The sequence below is a fragment of the Peribacillus sp. FSL E2-0218 genome (assembly GCF_037992945.1).
Lineage (GTDB): Bacteria > Bacillota > Bacilli > Bacillales > DSM-1321 > Peribacillus > Peribacillus simplex_B.
In genome coordinates this window covers 815,770-832,826 of sequence record NZ_CP150304.1, presented here as the reverse complement: position 1 = coordinate 832,826, position 17,057 = coordinate 815,770, and the positions used below count along the sequence as shown (strand labels likewise).

The window sequence follows — 17,057 nt, the reverse complement described above, 5'->3', positions numbered from 1 at the left end:
ACAGAATATCCATATCCTCCTGTTAATTCTCTTTTCCTTTTACCATTTTCACTTTAGCTGGCCAAAAAGCAAATCTTCCGCAAACGGTAGTAATGGCCGGTACCAGAAATGGTCGGACTATGAAGGTATCCAGAAGAATGCCTAAAGCCGTGATAATTCCGAACTGCACAAGAACTTGAATCGGTAATGTCGCTAGCACGGCAAAGGTGGCCGCCAATATAATACCGGCTGAAGTAATGACCCCGCTCGTTTCACTTACGCCCTCTTTAATGGCCTGCTTCAATGGCATATAGTTCTTTTTCTTCCAAATGCTCGAGATCATGAAGATGTTATAGTCCTCTCCAAGAGCAACCAAGAATACGAAAGCATATAAAGGAATGGCTCCCTGTATAGCATCAGCGCCCATTACATTATGGATGATAAGCCACCCTAGTCCTAATGCTGCACTGTAAGATAAGATAACCGTGCCAACTAGGTAAAGCATAGCTACAATGGAACGTAAGTAAGCCAATAACAGGATGGAGATAAAGACAATGATCAATGGAACAATGAGATCGTTGTCCTTATTACTAGTTACCATGGTGTCATATTGAGTCGCTGTTTGCCCGCCAATCCAGACCTTGGATTTCACGGAAGGAACATTAGCTTCCGCCAATGCATTCTCTGCTGCATCCCTCAATTCTGGAATAGCATCCATCGCTTTTGTACTGTAGGGATTAACATTGAATTTAACATCATATACTTTTAGATCATCATTGTCCGCACCGCTTTGGGGGTTAGACACTGTACTGACCAGGTCATGTTTCTTTAACTCTTTTTCAAGGTCTACCGATTTTCCCTCTGTATCGATTACCACTTGAGCCGGAGCTAATTCACCTGGCGAGTATGCGTCAGAAATGACCTTGAACCCTTCCCTTGATGGCATGTCTTCTGGAAAAGAAGATAATACATCATAGGTGTATTTGATTTGACTTGAATATACCGACATTGCTCCAAAGAAGATCACACACGCTATGATGATCGTCCAAGGTTTGGTTGTCACGATATTACCGACCCAAGTTCCAAAGCGGCTCTTTCCTTTTTTGGCAGGAACCGGTTTTCCTTTCTTTTCAGCCCTCTCTTTTTCCATTTCAGGAGTACGTGGAATGAAAGGATAAAACGAACCTCTTCCCATAACGGATAGTAGTGCTGGAATGAGGGTCAAGCTTGCTATGCCCATAATAAAGATGGACAAGCTAAATGGAATGGCAAAACGGTGGTAAGCCCCATATTCTGCTACAATTAAGACGAGAAGAGAAATGACCACAGTAATTCCACTCATAGCTATGGCACCGGAGGCATCTTTAAACGCATGTATAAGTGCTTTTCGTTTATCATTTACCTTCAGAAGCTCATCACGATAATGAGAAATTAAAAATAAACAATAATCTGTTCCCGCGCCAAACAATAAGACGGTCATAATGGATATGGATTGGGCATCAACGGTAATCCAACCTTTATCCGCTAAAAAACCTAGAATAGGACTAAGCAGCATATATGCAAATCCTACACCGATTAAAGGAATAATCGCCAAGATTGGGGAACGATAAATAATAAGAAGCAGTACTAAGACAAGCACAACAGTAGCTATCAGTAACGAAACATCCGCTCCTTCAAATAGACCTGTTGCATCCACTTGAATCCCTGCTGGACCTGTGACACGTGTACTCAGTTTATTATTTTCATCTATACTTACATTGAAAGGGTTATACGAAACCTGCTTTTTCACTTGTTCTTTAATGTCATCTATATTTCCCTTTAAGACTTCGGTATCAACACTTTCTTGGAAAAAAATAGGTTGCACTAGCGTTGTTCCGTCTTTTGAAACCATTTGTTGCAGTGCTGATACAGGCATTTTATGCAGGGGAGGTGTTGACGATTGATCTTCTAACGGATCCTTCTCTAAATGTTCAGCCATTTGTTGGACTGCATTCAGATCCTCTTCCGTTAATCCCGATTCATTGTGCCACGTAAGCAATGCAGGTATACCAGAGGAATTTGGAAATTGTTTCTTAACTAACTTATCTGCTTCCACAGAAGGTGAATTTTCACTCAGATTTGGGGCATTATTAACTTCTGAGTCATTTACTGCGGGCCAAGCAATGGTTAATGCTGCCGTTAGAACAACCCATATGCCAATGACAACCCAGCGACTAACCCTACCAGTCATATATGAGCTGAAGGTTGTTAGTATAGATTTTTTCATCTGAACTCCCTCGTTTCCAATTTGGTTTGTTTCTATTAGAATATACATATAGCATACGATTAATTATATATACCAGAAGGTTAATTAATCAACTAATTTCATTTGGAAATTAATTCAACCAGAAGGAGGTTTCATATGCATAATCATAATATCCAGAAGAAAAAACCGGGACGACCCAAATTGACGAATGACTCAAATATAACAAGAGATCAAATTCTACAAACTGCATCCTACCTATTCATGACCTATGGATATGAAGGCGTTTCAATGGAACAAGTTGCCGATGCCAGCAATGTTACAAAAGCAAGCGTCTATTACTATTTTAAAAATAAGGCAACTTTATTCACCATCGCAGTATCAAGCATGTTCCGCCGCATAAAAATACAGACAGACAAACTGCTGAACAGTTCCAATGGATTGAAGCACAGATTATACGAAGTAACGTTCGAGCATTTAATTAGACCACATATAGACTTTGAAACATTACTGCAGGAGGCTTCCCTTTCCCTTACAGAAGAACATATCCAAGAGATCCGCACAGCAGAAAACGAGGTTCATCAAGCACTGGAGAACATATTCAAGCAAGCAATGGAAAATGGGGAAATAGTAGTCAAAAATCCATTATTGCTCGCCCATGCCTTTTCTACAGTTACCATGATTCGAAACAAAAAAGAATTAATAATTGAATTGGGAGGACCAGAAAAAACGGCGCAAGCTCTAGTAGATCTATTTTGGGTAGGAATTGGGCCAAAATGAATCTATGAACGATGCATAGACTCCCAATGCAATGATGTCAAATCTAAAAAAATAGAGAACCGGTCCGCCAAAGGCAGCTTGATTTGGCGGGCTCCTTTTTTGCGTTTTTTTCTCGTATCTTCCTCCATCCTCGTAAAATTTCCCATCAGGAGAATGATCTCCATTAAGCAAGGCTGAGGATAGCCATTTCTGTTAGTTAGGGGCCACCCATGCCGTTTCCGTAATGAGCCTTTGCCTAGAGGAATGTTCACGCTTAATTTCTTCTGTAGTAACTACTGGCGTTCGAATTCCACCTAATAGGTTTGTACCGCCTGGAGCTTAATCGAAAAAGCGGATGCACTTTCACCAATGCTGAAGGATGATCAGGGTTTTGCTAATGAAGTCCAACGAATCAATCATGAATTCCCCGCATCTTATCACCCGTTATAAGCGTTAAATCGTTGCTCCTGTGGTGTTGCCTATGACCCAAGTAACGGATGAACTAGTTCCATTGGAATTAGTAAGTAAGACCACATAATGTGGTCTCTTTTGTTCGTACAAAATTAGCATTAATCCTTAACCAAGTAGTCAGGGCTTATGTCCACACTTCCATTCTTTTTCATTATCACAACATAGAAGGAACGTTCTCTTAGTATTGGTAGTGTAACAAAAAAGGCCTTACACAATTAAGTGTAAGACCTTTTTCCAACAGCACTCCTGGCTGTTTCATGGTACCGGTGGCCGGGGTCGAACCGGCACTCCAGAGGAACACGATTTTGAGTCCCATTATATTTCACAAAAGCTATATAATCAGTAATATCAACGTTTGTTGAACAAACTCATTTTTATTAGTAACACGATTACTGATAATTATGCCTGTACTTCTTATAATCGTCAAGAATCAATGCATTTTCTTATTTAATTTTGCTTGCCCTAATTGTTTATATTTTTGAATGAGCACAGCTTCGTGCTTCCTTGCATCCTCTACTTTTTCGTATTCACCCACTATACGATATTCAAGTTTTCCAGTTTCCATTAGATGCACATGTTCCGAGTTTCTTCTATTTTTATATCTTCTGCATCTATACCAAACACCACTTCCAACATAAACGACTTTTCCATTGTACCAATGTTCATATACAATAAATTTATTTACCTTTCTTAATTCATTTGGATTGAGTTCATTTTTCTTTATTAATTGGATGATTTTTTGAAAAGTTGTCCCATAAATTATTGCAATGTCTTGGTTCGTCATTTTATCGGATAGATGCAGTATAAGCTTCTCTCTTGTTGGTAACATAATTAATCAACCTCCGATATTTTTATATCGAAGGTTTGAAAAGTGTAAACTGATATAAAATTGATATTTTATACTTTAGAGAATGGAAAAAGTATTCCATGGCCAAAATTGTTTTTTTAAAACCAATAACATATAGTAGGATTCAACTCATCTATGAATGAATTATCTCAATTATTTTTTCTATTAAGTTACTCTGACTTTTTTTATCTACAGGTAAATCTAAAGCCCAACTCCTACCTGCATATAGGTCATTAACTGTACCTAAAGCTTCTTCAATAATTATATAATTAAACTCTTCCCTTGTAGGATAATATACAACCAGTAGAGGAATATCCTTTCCTATTGCATCTCTGAGTATAGCTAAACGATTGTATTTTCTTCTATCAACTGTTGTTTCTTTATAATACTTTTCAAATTTATGGTCCTCAATTTTATCCCACAAGGTATGTTTTTTAAACTCTATAATGGCTTTAGGCACTTTTTTATTATCCAATAAAATTAAATCAACATCGCCTGGCCAGGCTGAGTCAGTACTAGATAAATAACACTCTAGTGTAGAATAAGAGTAATTTAGCCCCTTTGAAACTCTTACTGGGCCACCAGATAATGTTTGAATTTCTTTTTTTAAAGTATCTAAACTTTCTCTACTTACTGCCCTCACTGCCCCTGAAACATCGATATCAACTGTTAAAATTGGCAGTTCTTCCTCTGTTTGTTTTGCCCAATCTGTAGATTCTCTAAAGAGTTTATATTTAAGAGAACCTTTTGCCAATTGGGCTAGATCTTTTACGAACTCCTCTGAATCGCATGAATAAATTAATTCTTGGATAAATTCTGGTTTTGTTGATTTTATCTCGTCTTCGTTAACAAGTCTTTTTACCCAAAATTCATTAGATAATGTTTCATTATTCCAATTAACAAAAAAGTCAAAGTTAACCCCTGATAACTCATATTCGTTTAATAATGCATTGGAAAACCAGTCTTCAGCTTCACCTGCAACTTTGTGTTTTTTTGAAGATTCGCTTCGATCATCACACCTCGCGTGATGTGGTTTTAATAACATTTATATTCCTCCCTATGTTTGAAACGCGCCAAAAATCCGGATTATTCAGAACTTTCTAGAGACATTTCTATTGAATTATTAAGCTAGTACAGGATACTCATTTCTTATGTACTAGCTTCTTTTTATTATGAAGCTAAAACTACTTTTTAACAATATTTAACTCAATATCCATATAAAAAAAGAAGTAACCTTTTCTAAAGGTTACTTCTTAAAAAATTAACTTTATTTATCTTCTCTAATACACTGCTTTTGTTTAAAAACCTTATTCCTCATACCGAAACAAAGGTAGATGAAAAAGGTCATTATCTATTTGCCTTTCTCCAAGCAATTTTTCTACAAAATCATCTTTAAATTCTTTCTTAAACTGAGGATTTGTAGAATAAAATTTAATTCCGTGAAGTTTCACACGTTCATTTTCTCCCAAGACAACAACATTTGGATTAGTTGAAATGTCCATTAGGAAATCTTCTTTCCACTGATCATACAAACGTAGATTGTCACCTTTAGGCTCTAAAAATACCTGATACGTGAAGTCTGCACCTTTTAAATATAGCAGGAAGTCTGGCATGAACCCTCTTGTTCCATTAAATTCAATTATCTTTACTTTTCGCTCATTCCGTATTAAATAGACTTGAGAGTACGTCTCTTTTAACCGATCAACCCAATCAATTATAAAATCAATCATATCGCTTTCAAGCCCATTTACAATTGCATTATCATATAGATACCAATCATGGTCCCGCATGTTTCGTGACTTAATAACCTGATTAACTTGAACCTTAGAACTAACTTTATTCAATTCGATAACATAATCATCAATGAGTTGAGATAATGCAACCCCTTCAAATACTTGAGTTCCGCGCTCTTTCATGTAATTTAATTGAATTTTCTTTTCAGAGTCGGATAAAAATCTTTCTATAATGTTCAATCGTTCTTTCGCCGAGAAACTATTAGTAGAGAGGCCCACAGGTAGTGAGACGTTAATTACTAAGCTTCCTAAGAATTCCTGTCCTTCGATAAAATCACGCATACTTTTGATACTAGGGACGAACTTTTTAAGATTGCTAAAACGGTAAAACTTATTACGTTGAATAGCTTTTTGCAATAAGTTTCTATCTATCTGTAATCGTTCCTCATGTTTCTGGGTTCCAGAACGAGTTTCTTGGTTAGACCCAAACTTTTTCTCTACTGCTGCATCATATTCGATTAGATAGTTGTGAGAAATACCGTAATCACTTAATGATTGATAATCGTTAGTTGTGGTTGGCAACACCTGATTAATATAAATCTTTCCATTCTTAAAAAAATCCATTTTTCGTATCTTAGGTTTAACTTTGGCTTCTAATCTTTCATATTTATCTTCGTTATATTGGATGTCTGCCGCTTCTAGTGATTTTTCAAGATTTTTAACATAGGTGCTCTCATTTATAGTGTGGTAATGCAAGGTTTCAATAACCTTTAAATCGTTACTACTTAAATCAAATCTGCGGTTATAGGAAACCTCTCCATCGTAATTAAAAGGGTAGATCCGGGCTCCACGACCAATCAATTGAGCTTCACTATCTGTAGTTGTTTTGGTACCTGTAGCTCCTTCACTGATACGCACTATGTCGAATAGATTTAACACGTCCCAACCTTCATTTAATTTTGCTACAGCAAAGATTGCTCGAATAGGATTATTTAAATCTTCTAAAGTGTTAAGAAGCAATGCATTTTTATCTGAGACTATCGACTGATCGTTTGCATTTAAAGTAGTTTCTTTAGTGAAGTCCCATTGTAAATCTCGAATTATTTTTCCCAATTCTTGTACCTCATAATATTGGTACATTTTACGCCAAATACTATTTTCATTTTGGTAAACTGCAAGACCATTCGTTATGACGCTTTCTATCTGTTCTACAGTTAAGTTCTCAACTAACGTCAAAAAGGTGTTATTGGCATTCATAGATATAGCAATTTTATTTGACTTAAACAATATAATAGGCTTTAACTCCACACCATTATCTCGAGCAATATATTTCCTATATTGACTTAATAAAAGCGCATTAAACATTTTATTAAAGTCATCTTGATTTGAACGTAAAAGCACTACATTTTTAGAGTAACCATCCGCCATAAACCGTTTTAAGTCATACTGAAAAACGATTTTGTTGCTATATTTATAATAAAGAGCATCATTTTCTAAGTCGATTGTTGCTGTAAATTCAATTAGTCTGTTTAAAGAATTAAGTCCAAGTAACTTATTAACAGTTTTCTCCCAAGTTCTTTCTTCGGTTTCTTTCGTTGAAAGTTTTCGTTTATCACTTTTAGTTAATGTGTTAATATGATGCGCTTCATCTGCTAAGAGAACAATACCCATATCTTCTAAAGAATCGAACGTTATTCTATTTTCTCCAGGATTGGTTAAGTCTGCATGAAGTTTTTGGATAGTTGTAAGTTTTAGATATATTGTATTTTCCGCGGGTAAAAAAGGAAATACATCTACCATTTGAATTTGAATGAGTTCACCATCAATCACTATTCCTGATTTATTAAATAAATATTTTGACGAGGTCATATTTGTTAAATTATCGTGTGTTTTTTTAATAATAGCATCACTGTTTACAAAGAAAATAAAATTCCGATTCCCATTTTCTTTAAATAAATACAAAATTGTTGATGCCAAAACTAAAGTCTTACCTGATCCTGTAGCCATATGAAATAGCAAATGGTTAAAAGATACATCCGCAACATTAGAACGTTGTGTGTATATAAAATGCCTTAGCGCTTGTTCCTGATAAGGACGCATTTTATGATTTAAATTTTCATTAATGTAACTTGGAACTTCAGGTGGGGATTCAAAGATATCATTAAACCGTTTTTCAATCCTAGAATGTAATATTTCGTTACTCATTACGCTTCTTCTCCATTATTATTATAGTAAGATTCGTTAAACTTTTTATCGGAGTCTAATATGTTAAATTCAGCGTCATCTATTTCTGAAAAGTTTACATACAACTGATTAGCATCAAGAGATTGAATAATAATATTTTTTTTATCTTCAAAAGGCAGATCCTTAAAGCCACTATCCCTATTCGTTAAACGCTCGATCGAAACCTTATAATCATAATAAGCGTGAATGTTAATTTTCTGAAGAATATCATATAAATCATTTTCTGTTTTCGTTTGTTGAACAATTTCAACATATTGTTGGTTTAATTCTTGTAACTCAGCATAAATAAGGCTGCCGCCACCTGTCCAATTCTCTTCTTTGGAAATGCCACCTTGCTCACCTTCAAGAACCTTTTTCAAACGAACTAGTGGTACTTCCTTAATGTAATCCATCTGTTCGATACCAATGAATTGTCTACCCATTTTCATTGCGACTGCTTGTGTAGTACCCGATCCCATGAAAAAATCTAAGACAATTTCATTTTTATTTGATCCAAGATGAATAATTCTTTTTAATAAGCGTTCCGGTTTGGGTGTTGCGAACACTTCTTCTGCGTTAAAAGCTTTGGTTTCTTCCCTTGCCTCATGATTGTGACCAACTTCATTAAATCTCCAAATAGTCTTAGATGGAGTTCCTTGATTTTTTAAATCAGTTAAAAATGTTTTTCTTGAAGGCACAGCAGTTCCATCTTTTCCAAACCAAATTTCATTATTTTCGTCCATTCTCATTAAAGTTTCTTTAGAGTATCTTGAAAATGTACCAGCGGGTGGGGTAAATACTACGCCATTTTTAAATTCATAAGAAAAGTTCGCACTGTTTGGTGAACCACTCTTTGCATGAAGAGGTGTTGCTTTCCATACACCTTTTGGATGATTATCAGGATTTTTATAAGCGCGATTCATTTCGTCTGTCCTGGGTAGTTGATTTGGACGCCAAACTTCTTTATTTTTAGCAAAAACTAATATATGGTCATGGTTATCGGATAACCATTTTGCATCATTTGCTATTGTATATTTTTTTTCCCAAACCACATTATTAATAAAATTGTCTCGTCCAAAAACTTCGTCACAAAGAACTTTTAAATAGTGGGATTCATCATCATCTATTGTTATCCAGATAGAACCGTCTGGAGCAAGCAAATCCTTAGCAATTTCAAGTCTATTTTTCATAAAAGTTAACCATGTAGAATGATTAAATTTATCATTGTACTTGAAACTGTCTCCACCTGTGTTATACGGTGGGTCTATAAAGATTAATTTAACCTTTCCAGCAAATCTCTCTTTTAGGGTATACAAAGCTATTAAATTATTTCCCTTTATAATTAAGTTATCATTTTGATTAAATTTTGTTGTAGCCTCTACACCTTTCTCAGTATGTCTTTTTACGTTAGAAAAAACCTTTGGAGCTAACAACACATCTATTTCTTCTTTTGCTAAAACCTTATGATAGTAAATTTCTTTTTTAGCTCTTTCTTCCTTTGTCATTCCCCCCTCAAGAATACAATCCTTATGAGGAAAGTCTAAAACGACATCACTATTATATTTAAGATACTTTTCATCACTAGTTAAGCCAATTTCATTACTAAATTTTGTATAGCTATCTTCCCAATAATTTTTAAACCGAAGCATCTCTATAAATTCATTTATCTTGAAAACAAATCCATTCTCAATATTTAAAGAATATGCATCTTTTATCCTCTGATTTGATAACAAACACTCAACCAGTTCTTTCTTATACTTTCTTAAGTCTTCAATTACTTTATTTTTCATCAAATTTTCATTGTCCCAATACTCCGGGAACGTTAAAAGAACTTTTTTCACTTGTGACAGTATTTCAGTTTCCATTCTTGTTTCCCCCATTTATAATAGTTAAGGCTCGCATATATCACTAATTTCATATTATGACAATTCTACCTCTATACACGTCATAACTGATATCTTTCTTTGGATAACTATATCATTGTTATATAAACATAGTATTTATCCAGCAGATTGTTTCTTCTCACATGAATCTTCAAAGGTAAGCCACATATACTTAATAAGTTTGTTTGACCATCCTTGTATATTATAATTTTACTGTATTACTAATGATTCGAACAGAGTATACTGTAATACCTTCTTAATTCGTAGGGGGTATCAGAGATTTCATGGATTCCCCCTAAATACACCCCAAATTTATATGAGAAAAAGAGATAATAAATAATGGTTTAAACGTCATACATATTTTGGGTTTCTTGTCGATATTTCGATTTTCTTAATAGACGAATGTCCTAAAATCCGCTTAAATATTTTCATTGATAGGAGACTAGAAGGAAACCCCTAACTAAAGGATATACCCTTTAGTTAGTACCCGCCTACCCTTCACAAAAAAACTATTGTGTATCGTATAATAACAAGGAGAGGTTTACACACATCCAAGATCCCAAAACGCCCTGTAGCCGTGAAAGCAATAAAAGGTACTGTAAATTTGAAATAGGATTGATTAATGTTATAGCCTTGATACAAAGCAAATAGAAAAAACGTGTTTTGAAAAAAGATATCAAAACACGCTCCTAATATATTCATTGAAATCATTCTTTATAAAAGGTTTGATTAACACAGTGATCCTTATCAATTAAAGCGCCCGATTATTGAAGAAGTAAAATGTTTATAAATTTTCACCTAAAACATTCTAAAGGGATGTCGGATTACCATCTCTTTATTAGATTATACTGGTTCAATCACTTCATCGACTCCTAACTTTTCTAGTTCTGTCAGAAGTTCAGATGTAGTTTCCCATTCAATACATCCATCTGGAGTAGATGCCGAATGGTCAACAAGTGCTTTAAGCAACTGTTTAATCCTTTCAAAAGCAACTGAGTCCTCTGACAATGTCAAAAGTGCATTGTAAGGTTTTTCTCCTTTTGCTTCCTCATTAAAGTACGCTTCTTCAAAATTTGGCACAGATGCTAAAAGTCTCACTTTATCAGGAGCTTTATGCATTCTTATAGCTTCAATTATTTTCTCATTTGATGTCCATGCTTTGTTTTTCTTTGGTTCACCGTCTTTTTTTATTTTATTTGTCAAAGGTCTGTCGCTGTCATGAAGAACCGAATAACATGAATCAAAATGATTTAAAATTTTCACCAAAGATGCAATAGTATCTTTTCCTCGAGCCCTAATAACGTGAACACCCTTAAACAAATCAGGTTCTGACTCCAAAATAAATCTGAATGCAGTATACTCAGTGTCCCCCTCCACTATAATTGAATGACCTCCAAAGAAAAATTCTGCAACATAGGGATCAAACATATTAAGCAATTTCAGTCTTTTTTTATCATCTGAGTCAAGTAATGCCCTTTTTGGTCTAAACAAAGTTGTTCCTTTTATTTCACCACTGTTACTACGCTCAACTCTCACAATGGTGGTATTATCTCTTGCTAAATCAATGAATGCAGGAGAGTGTGTGGTAACCATAACCTGCCAGTTTCTATTTTTAGGTAGGTCATAAAGACTTTTGCATGCCTCACGAATTGCACTAGGATGTAAACATAACTCTGGTTCATCTAATAGTAATACATGAGGTCTTTCGCTCTTCTTTCTCTTACTTTTTAGTTCAGTCTCATTTACAAAACGAAGTGCCGCCCACAAAAGTGTTCTTCTAGCTCCACTACCTTGCCTTGCTATTGAACTTTGATAGCCTCCCGTCGGTCCCATTAAGAGTTGAGATTTTGCTTTAAATAAGTTAATACTCTTTTCAAGATCTTCTTGAGGTCTAGCATCAAATTTAACTTCATATCCAGGAAATACATCATTAATTAAAGAGGATAAATGGGTCTCTGCATCTTCTATTTCCTCTTTTGAATCGAATAAGATTTGTTCTTGCATTTCCTGAATTTTGCTTAGTAATCTTTCATAGTCAGTCTCTTCTTCACCTTCAGCACCTTCTGACTTTTTTGTGGAGATGTTTTTTACTCGCTCTGTGATAACTGAAGATAGTATTTCTGTAATCTCATTTGCTTGTTTTTCAGGGTCTTCAAATGCTTCTACTAAATGGGGTTGGGGTCTATAAGAATTTGCTACATTGGGTGCTCCCCAAGGAACATTTTCTGACCATTCTTCTAATTCAACATCGTATCCTCTTCTTTTAGGTGCCCCCACATCTTCCCAAATCCACTGTTCACGGACATACTTTTCTTTTGTCTCTTCATCAACTCTTATCCAACGCTCTCCTGGACTATTATCATGGACAACAGTATGTAACTCCATTTCAGGATAATATCCTTTAATAACTTCTCCATTAGGGAAATCATCGATTGTCAATTTTCCTGCGTTAGAACCGTGAGACATGATAACTTCATATGCTTTTAGAATAGTACTTTTTCCAGCATTATTTGAACCAACTAAAACAACTATATCATCCAACTCAATCTCAACAGGATCGTTTCCAATACACCTAAAGTTTTTTATTATTAGTTTACTTAATCTAGGTCTAGGTACATTTGGATTCTTTGATTCCAATGTTACTTCAGGTTCAGTCACTTTTTTAGCCATATTTAATTCCCCCAATATCAGAATATTAACAATTTAAAAGTCCTTCGATCTATAACAAAAGAAGCATTAACTTTCCATTATATTCTATCACATCAAAATAATTACAACTCATAATTTTCTAATAATTCATCAAGCTTTTTAAAACATTGCTTGATAAGTTGCAACTATCGATAATAATAGATTTGAATTTGAGGAATAAACTATCAGAAAATACTTACATATCCCTTTTCAACACACTGACCCTAAAATGAATTTAAGCTCTGATCCTTGTTACAGAAAAGCTCCTGATTGTTGAAGGACATGTAGGTGAAATTGATACTAAAAAAATCCTAGTAAAAGGTTATAATTCTATTACTATTAAGTTAGATTATTAAAAAATATAATAACTAATATATGTTGAAAGGAAGTTAATATATGGATTATAGTAATATATTTAACTATTTTCGAGGTCAGACTAAGAAAGACAGCTCTTTCAAAGTGGGAGCAAAACAAGTTGAAAACAATGTTAAGAAAGCCTTTATTAATGTTTTAGAACACTCTAACAACTTACTTACATTTAATTTCATTAAAGAATTCATCTATACCGATCACCATAGTGAAAAATTTGATTACCGCTATGAAGTCGGAAAAAAACTAAACAATACAACGCCTAAAGCATTTGTAATAGGGATTGCAGAGACGAGAGATCTTATTAATACAACAACTAATATAAAAAGTACAAGACCTGATGGTGCAATTTTAACCGATACAGTTTCAATTTTAATAGAAACAAAAATAGGAACTGACCAGTTGAATATCTCTCAATTAGAAGGTCATAAAAAGACATTTGCTAATGGACAAATTATCGAAGAAATCCCAATTCTTATTTTATGGAGGGAAATTAAAGATTTTCTAAAAAATCAATACGAATACTTTGAGAAATTAAATGATAAATTAACATGTTTCCTTTTAGAGCAGTTCGGGCAATTCTGTAATAACAACTCCGTTGGCTATCCAAGAAAATCGAAAGAATACTTTTACAGCTTTTTTAAGACTCCTAAAGCAAGAAAACTAGCGAAGGAAATTAATGATTACATTTTTAACGAAAGTGAATTCAAAAAAAGTATTGAGGATTACCATGATAAATTTAAAGGCGGGATTAGAACGGATTGTATTGGTTACATAAGTAAATACGGGCAATATAAATTCGCTTCTATTACAAAAAGTAGAAATGTTTGCTTCGCACTCCACCTTGGAAGTAATCATTCACAAAGAGCAATTTATATGCAAAAAGACATAGATGATATGCTACAACAAAGATATATTGATTCTGATGGTTCAAAATTGACTTCAGGAGAAGTATATATTCGTCTAGAATGGGTGGATAATCTTAATCAAATTAAGCCATATATTAATGAAGCCTATTATTTAAGGCTAAAAAAAACACACTTCTTTTACAATGACTGACGGATTAATTATATTTTATGACAGTTATAAATATTGAGTTAAAAATTCCACATATAAAAAACTTACTAGTTATTCCACAATCCGACCAGATTGTGGAATATTTCATATATTGTTATCTACTTCATTTTGACTAGTTTGAAGGTAATTTTCCTATATTTACTTTTGCATATATAGTACTTCTTGGAACACCTGTCAACATTACAATATCATTTACACTCATTCCATTTGTTTCTCGTTGTACAAAAAGATCAAGTGCACGCTCTACGTTCTTACTTGGTTGACTCGGTCGCCCCATATGTTTGCCTTGCATTTTAGCCCGTGTTCTTCCATCTGCTGTTCTTTCGTTAATTAAGTCCCTCTCAAACTCACCAATTGCTCCTAACATTGTGAACATTAACTTCCCTGATGGAGTTGAGAAATCAATTTGCTCCTTTAAGAAAACAAGACCAATGCCTCTGTCCTCTAATTGACTAGCAACGTTATGTAGGTCTTTGACTGAGCGAGCAAGTCTATCTATTTTAGTTACTATAAGCTTATCCCCTTTTCGCAAATACTCTAATGCTTCATGAAGAGCTTTCCGATTTGATTTTGCTCCAGACTGTTTTTCCTTAAAGATTTTATTACAGCCATATCCCTGAAGTAATTCAACTTGATTTTCAAGAGATTGTCCAACTGTTGAAACTCTTGCGTACCCAATTAAAGCCATTTAAAGCACCTCTGTCTAAAAGTCTATTATGTTTTATACATTTAATTATATACTAACTTTTAGACACCTTACACAAACATTTAGATTAACATTAATAGTTAAATTCCCGTTGTACAAAAGTTAATACTTTTAGACAGTTATTTAAATAAAAGAAAAAGACAGCTAATGGCTGCCTTGGCTTTCTCCAAAATAAAATTTATTGCATTTTGATAATAAATTTATACGACTACTTCTAATATTTTAATATCGTATTCATCTTTATGTTGTGCAAGTATCCATAACACTTCATTTAAAGTTTTATATCTTGTACCCTGTAAAACATCCTGCTTTGTTATTTCTCCCTCGTAAACCCCTACTATTCTTTTCGCCTCATTTTTGTGTTTAACTAAAACTAGCCCCGAAAAATTTTTCGCTAGTTCTTCAACTTTCCACCCCCAGCCACTTGGAAGTTCTTGTCGAAAGTCAGATGTACTTCTAGGAGATAGATCGTTTAAATTTACTTTTTTTAATACAAATTCCCCTTCTGAAGAAATGGTTAAGTAATCAACTGTTTGAGTTTTTATCACTTCATAAATTCCATCTTCACTTTTTTTTCTGACATAGCAATAAACTTTAAAATCTTCATCCTTTTCTTCAATACTTTCTATCTTTTCATTTGGTTCATCTATTTTCTCAATTAACCAGTACCGTTTACCATATGTTTCTGATTTTCTTATCCCATCTTTTTTATTAACTAATTTATAACCTAAATTCTTTTCTTCTAGCCATGCTTGTATAACATTCATACCAACTCGATTTTTACTATTCCCGTTGCCTCTGACCCCATAGTTATTGACCATCTCAGAAATAAAATCTTCCTGAAACCAGTTTTTACAATTATCTATATTATAGGAGGTTGTAGAATCTGGCATCAGTTTTTCTCGTTTAAACATGCGATTTCCTTCCACTTCTTCTAAAAAGTTTAGAAGATGCTTTTCGTTCTTTTCATTTTCCACATCAACATAAGAGACATCTGGAAAATAATTCATTAAATAATTGATATAGCCTTCTTTAAGAATTTTCATAATTTCTTTATTTGACCATAGCAAATATTGCTTTCGTGGCTCAGTTATATTGGTATTTTGTAATTCTTTATTGTTTTTATTAAGCTCTGTTTGAAGCATTGGTTGAGAAGGAATAAATATATAAGCCGTGACCTTACCATTTCTTATTCGCGCAAGTTGTTGAAGAACTTGGTCAATGGTGGTTGGATTGAAAGAACAAACAGAGTTAAAACCTGGATCTGTTATATTAATACCTTCATTCCATACCGATGTTGAAATAATGAGTTTTGCTGGTATCCTTTCTTGGTTATTTTCAACCGCCCTTATTAAGTTTCTATCAGCATATTCGTAGAATTTATTATCTTTTCCACAAACAAAAGATGCATTATTTTCAACAGCTAATTTTCTTACGTATTCTGTTTTTCCCCTAATAAAAATTAAGAATTTGTTTGAGTCAGCAACATTTTCTAAAATTTCATTTAAAAGTATTTCCTTTGAACGGTAAAAACGGATTTCTATTATGTTTGTATTATGACGATCAGGAAGTCTTAATATTTCAACATCCCAAAGTTTATTATAATATTCTAATGGTTCCGGCGTTCCAGTCATTAATATTTTAGGAACGTTTATCAACTCAAGATATTTTACTGTGTAATGTGTTGATTTATTCCAGCTATCAGTCACTATATAATGTGGTTCATCGGCTACTATTAAATCATAATTAAGAAGATCCTCAAGATTATTTTCTTTAATATGTTGTTCTATACTTTGGTAGTTCATAATGGTTATTAGATTTCCTCTGAAATTTTTAAATAAAAAATCCAGTTCTTCATCTATATCATTAAGAGTCTGGTTTTTTAAACCGTTTCGATTACTCAAATACAGTATTCTCTGATTATATTTTTGTGACCAAGGGGATATAACGTTTTTCAAAGTATATGTTTTACCGGCTCCAGGTTCAGCATATAAACCATAAAATTTATTCCCTTTCATTTTATTTAGTTGCTCTTCTGTTAATAGGAGCTCTCTTTTCATTTTGGTCAATCCTCCACTTT

Annotated in this window: 10 protein-coding genes; 2 read left to right on the top strand and 8 right to left on the bottom strand. The window is 33.9% G+C overall.

All coding sequences use genetic code 11. The features are described 5' to 3' along the window. Positions 1–22 precede the first annotated feature (22 nt). A complete protein-coding gene (locus MHI53_RS04030; RefSeq protein ID WP_340372813.1) occupies positions 23–2,245 on the bottom strand; it encodes an MMPL family transporter in 2,223 nt (740 codons plus the stop codon). 135 nt (positions 2,246–2,380) lie between these two features. Here MHI53_RS04030 and MHI53_RS04025 point away from each other — a divergent pair, with 135 nt between their 5' ends. Continuing rightward, positions 2,381–3,001: a TetR/AcrR family transcriptional regulator gene (locus MHI53_RS04025; RefSeq protein ID WP_340372812.1), complete on the top strand. Its 621-nt coding sequence runs from the start codon at positions 2,381–2,383 to the stop codon at positions 2,999–3,001. Between the two features lie 880 nt (positions 3,002–3,881). Here the strand turns inward: MHI53_RS04025 and MHI53_RS04020 are convergent. From MHI53_RS04020 to MHI53_RS04000, 5 genes are all read right to left on the bottom strand, one after another. Further along, a complete protein-coding gene (locus MHI53_RS04020) occupies positions 3,882–4,280 on the bottom strand; it encodes a hypothetical protein (RefSeq protein ID WP_340372811.1) in 399 nt (132 codons plus the stop codon). 151 nt (positions 4,281–4,431) lie between these two features. Beyond that, positions 4,432–5,343 carry a hypothetical protein gene (locus MHI53_RS04015; protein ID WP_340372810.1) on the bottom strand — a complete coding sequence of 304 codons (912 nt, stop codon included), beginning with the start codon at positions 5,341–5,343 and terminating at the stop codon, positions 4,432–4,434. A 262-nt stretch (positions 5,344–5,605) separates the two neighbouring features. Then, a complete protein-coding gene (locus MHI53_RS04010; RefSeq protein WP_340372809.1) occupies positions 5,606–8,236 on the bottom strand; it encodes a DEAD/DEAH box helicase family protein in 2,631 nt (876 codons plus the stop codon). Then, positions 8,236–10,119 carry a site-specific DNA-methyltransferase gene (locus MHI53_RS04005; RefSeq protein WP_340372808.1) on the bottom strand — a complete coding sequence of 628 codons (1,884 nt, stop codon included), beginning with the start codon at positions 10,117–10,119 and terminating at the stop codon, positions 8,236–8,238. Before MHI53_RS04005 ends, MHI53_RS04010 begins: the two co-directional genes overlap by 1 nt. 861 nt (positions 10,120–10,980) lie before the next feature. Further along, positions 10,981–12,807, bottom strand: coding sequence for an AAA family ATPase (locus tag MHI53_RS04000; protein ID WP_340372807.1), 1,827 nt, complete (start codon positions 12,805–12,807; stop codon positions 10,981–10,983). A gap of 414 nt (positions 12,808–13,221) precedes the next feature. Here MHI53_RS04000 and MHI53_RS03995 point away from each other — a divergent pair, with 414 nt between their 5' ends. Further along, positions 13,222–14,253 carry a hypothetical protein gene (locus MHI53_RS03995; RefSeq protein ID WP_340372806.1) on the top strand — a complete coding sequence of 344 codons (1,032 nt, stop codon included), beginning with the start codon at positions 13,222–13,224 and terminating at the stop codon, positions 14,251–14,253. A gap of 130 nt (positions 14,254–14,383) precedes the next feature. Here the strand turns inward: MHI53_RS03995 and MHI53_RS03990 are convergent, their stop codons facing one another. After that, positions 14,384–14,959, bottom strand: coding sequence for a recombinase family protein (locus MHI53_RS03990; protein WP_340372805.1), 576 nt, complete (start codon positions 14,957–14,959; stop codon positions 14,384–14,386). 218 nt (positions 14,960–15,177) lie between these two features. Further along, complete coding sequence (locus MHI53_RS03985) at positions 15,178–17,037, bottom strand: DEAD/DEAH box helicase family protein (protein WP_340372804.1); 1,860 nt, start codon at positions 17,035–17,037, stop codon at positions 15,178–15,180. Between the last annotated feature and the right edge of the window lie 20 nt (positions 17,038–17,057).

Excerpts from the sequence above, each read along its gene's own strand:
- MHI53_RS04005 (WP_340372808.1), bottom strand. The coding sequence starts at position 10,119 with ATGGAAACTGAAATACTGTCACAAGTGAAAAAAGTTCTTTTAACGTTC.
- MHI53_RS04015 (WP_340372810.1), bottom strand. The coding sequence starts at position 5,343 with ATGTTATTAAAACCACATCACGCGAGGTGTGATGATCGAAGCGAATCT.
- MHI53_RS03990 (WP_340372805.1), bottom strand. The coding sequence starts at position 14,959 with ATGGCTTTAATTGGGTACGCAAGAGTTTCAACAGTTGGACAATCTCTT.
- MHI53_RS04030 (WP_340372813.1), bottom strand. The coding sequence starts at position 2,245 with ATGAAAAAATCTATACTAACAACCTTCAGCTCATATATGACTGGTAGG.
- MHI53_RS03995 (WP_340372806.1), top strand. The coding sequence starts at position 13,222 with ATGGATTATAGTAATATATTTAACTATTTTCGAGGTCAGACTAAGAAA.
- MHI53_RS04010 (WP_340372809.1), bottom strand. The coding sequence starts at position 8,236 with ATGAGTAACGAAATATTACATTCTAGGATTGAAAAACGGTTTAATGAT.
- MHI53_RS04020 (WP_340372811.1), bottom strand. The coding sequence starts at position 4,280 with ATGTTACCAACAAGAGAGAAGCTTATACTGCATCTATCCGATAAAATG.
- MHI53_RS03985 (WP_340372804.1), bottom strand. The coding sequence starts at position 17,037 with ATGAAAAGAGAGCTCCTATTAACAGAAGAGCAACTAAATAAAATGAAA.
- MHI53_RS04025 (WP_340372812.1), top strand. The coding sequence starts at position 2,381 with ATGCATAATCATAATATCCAGAAGAAAAAACCGGGACGACCCAAATTG.
- MHI53_RS04000 (WP_340372807.1), bottom strand. The coding sequence starts at position 12,807 with ATGGCTAAAAAAGTGACTGAACCTGAAGTAACATTGGAATCAAAGAAT.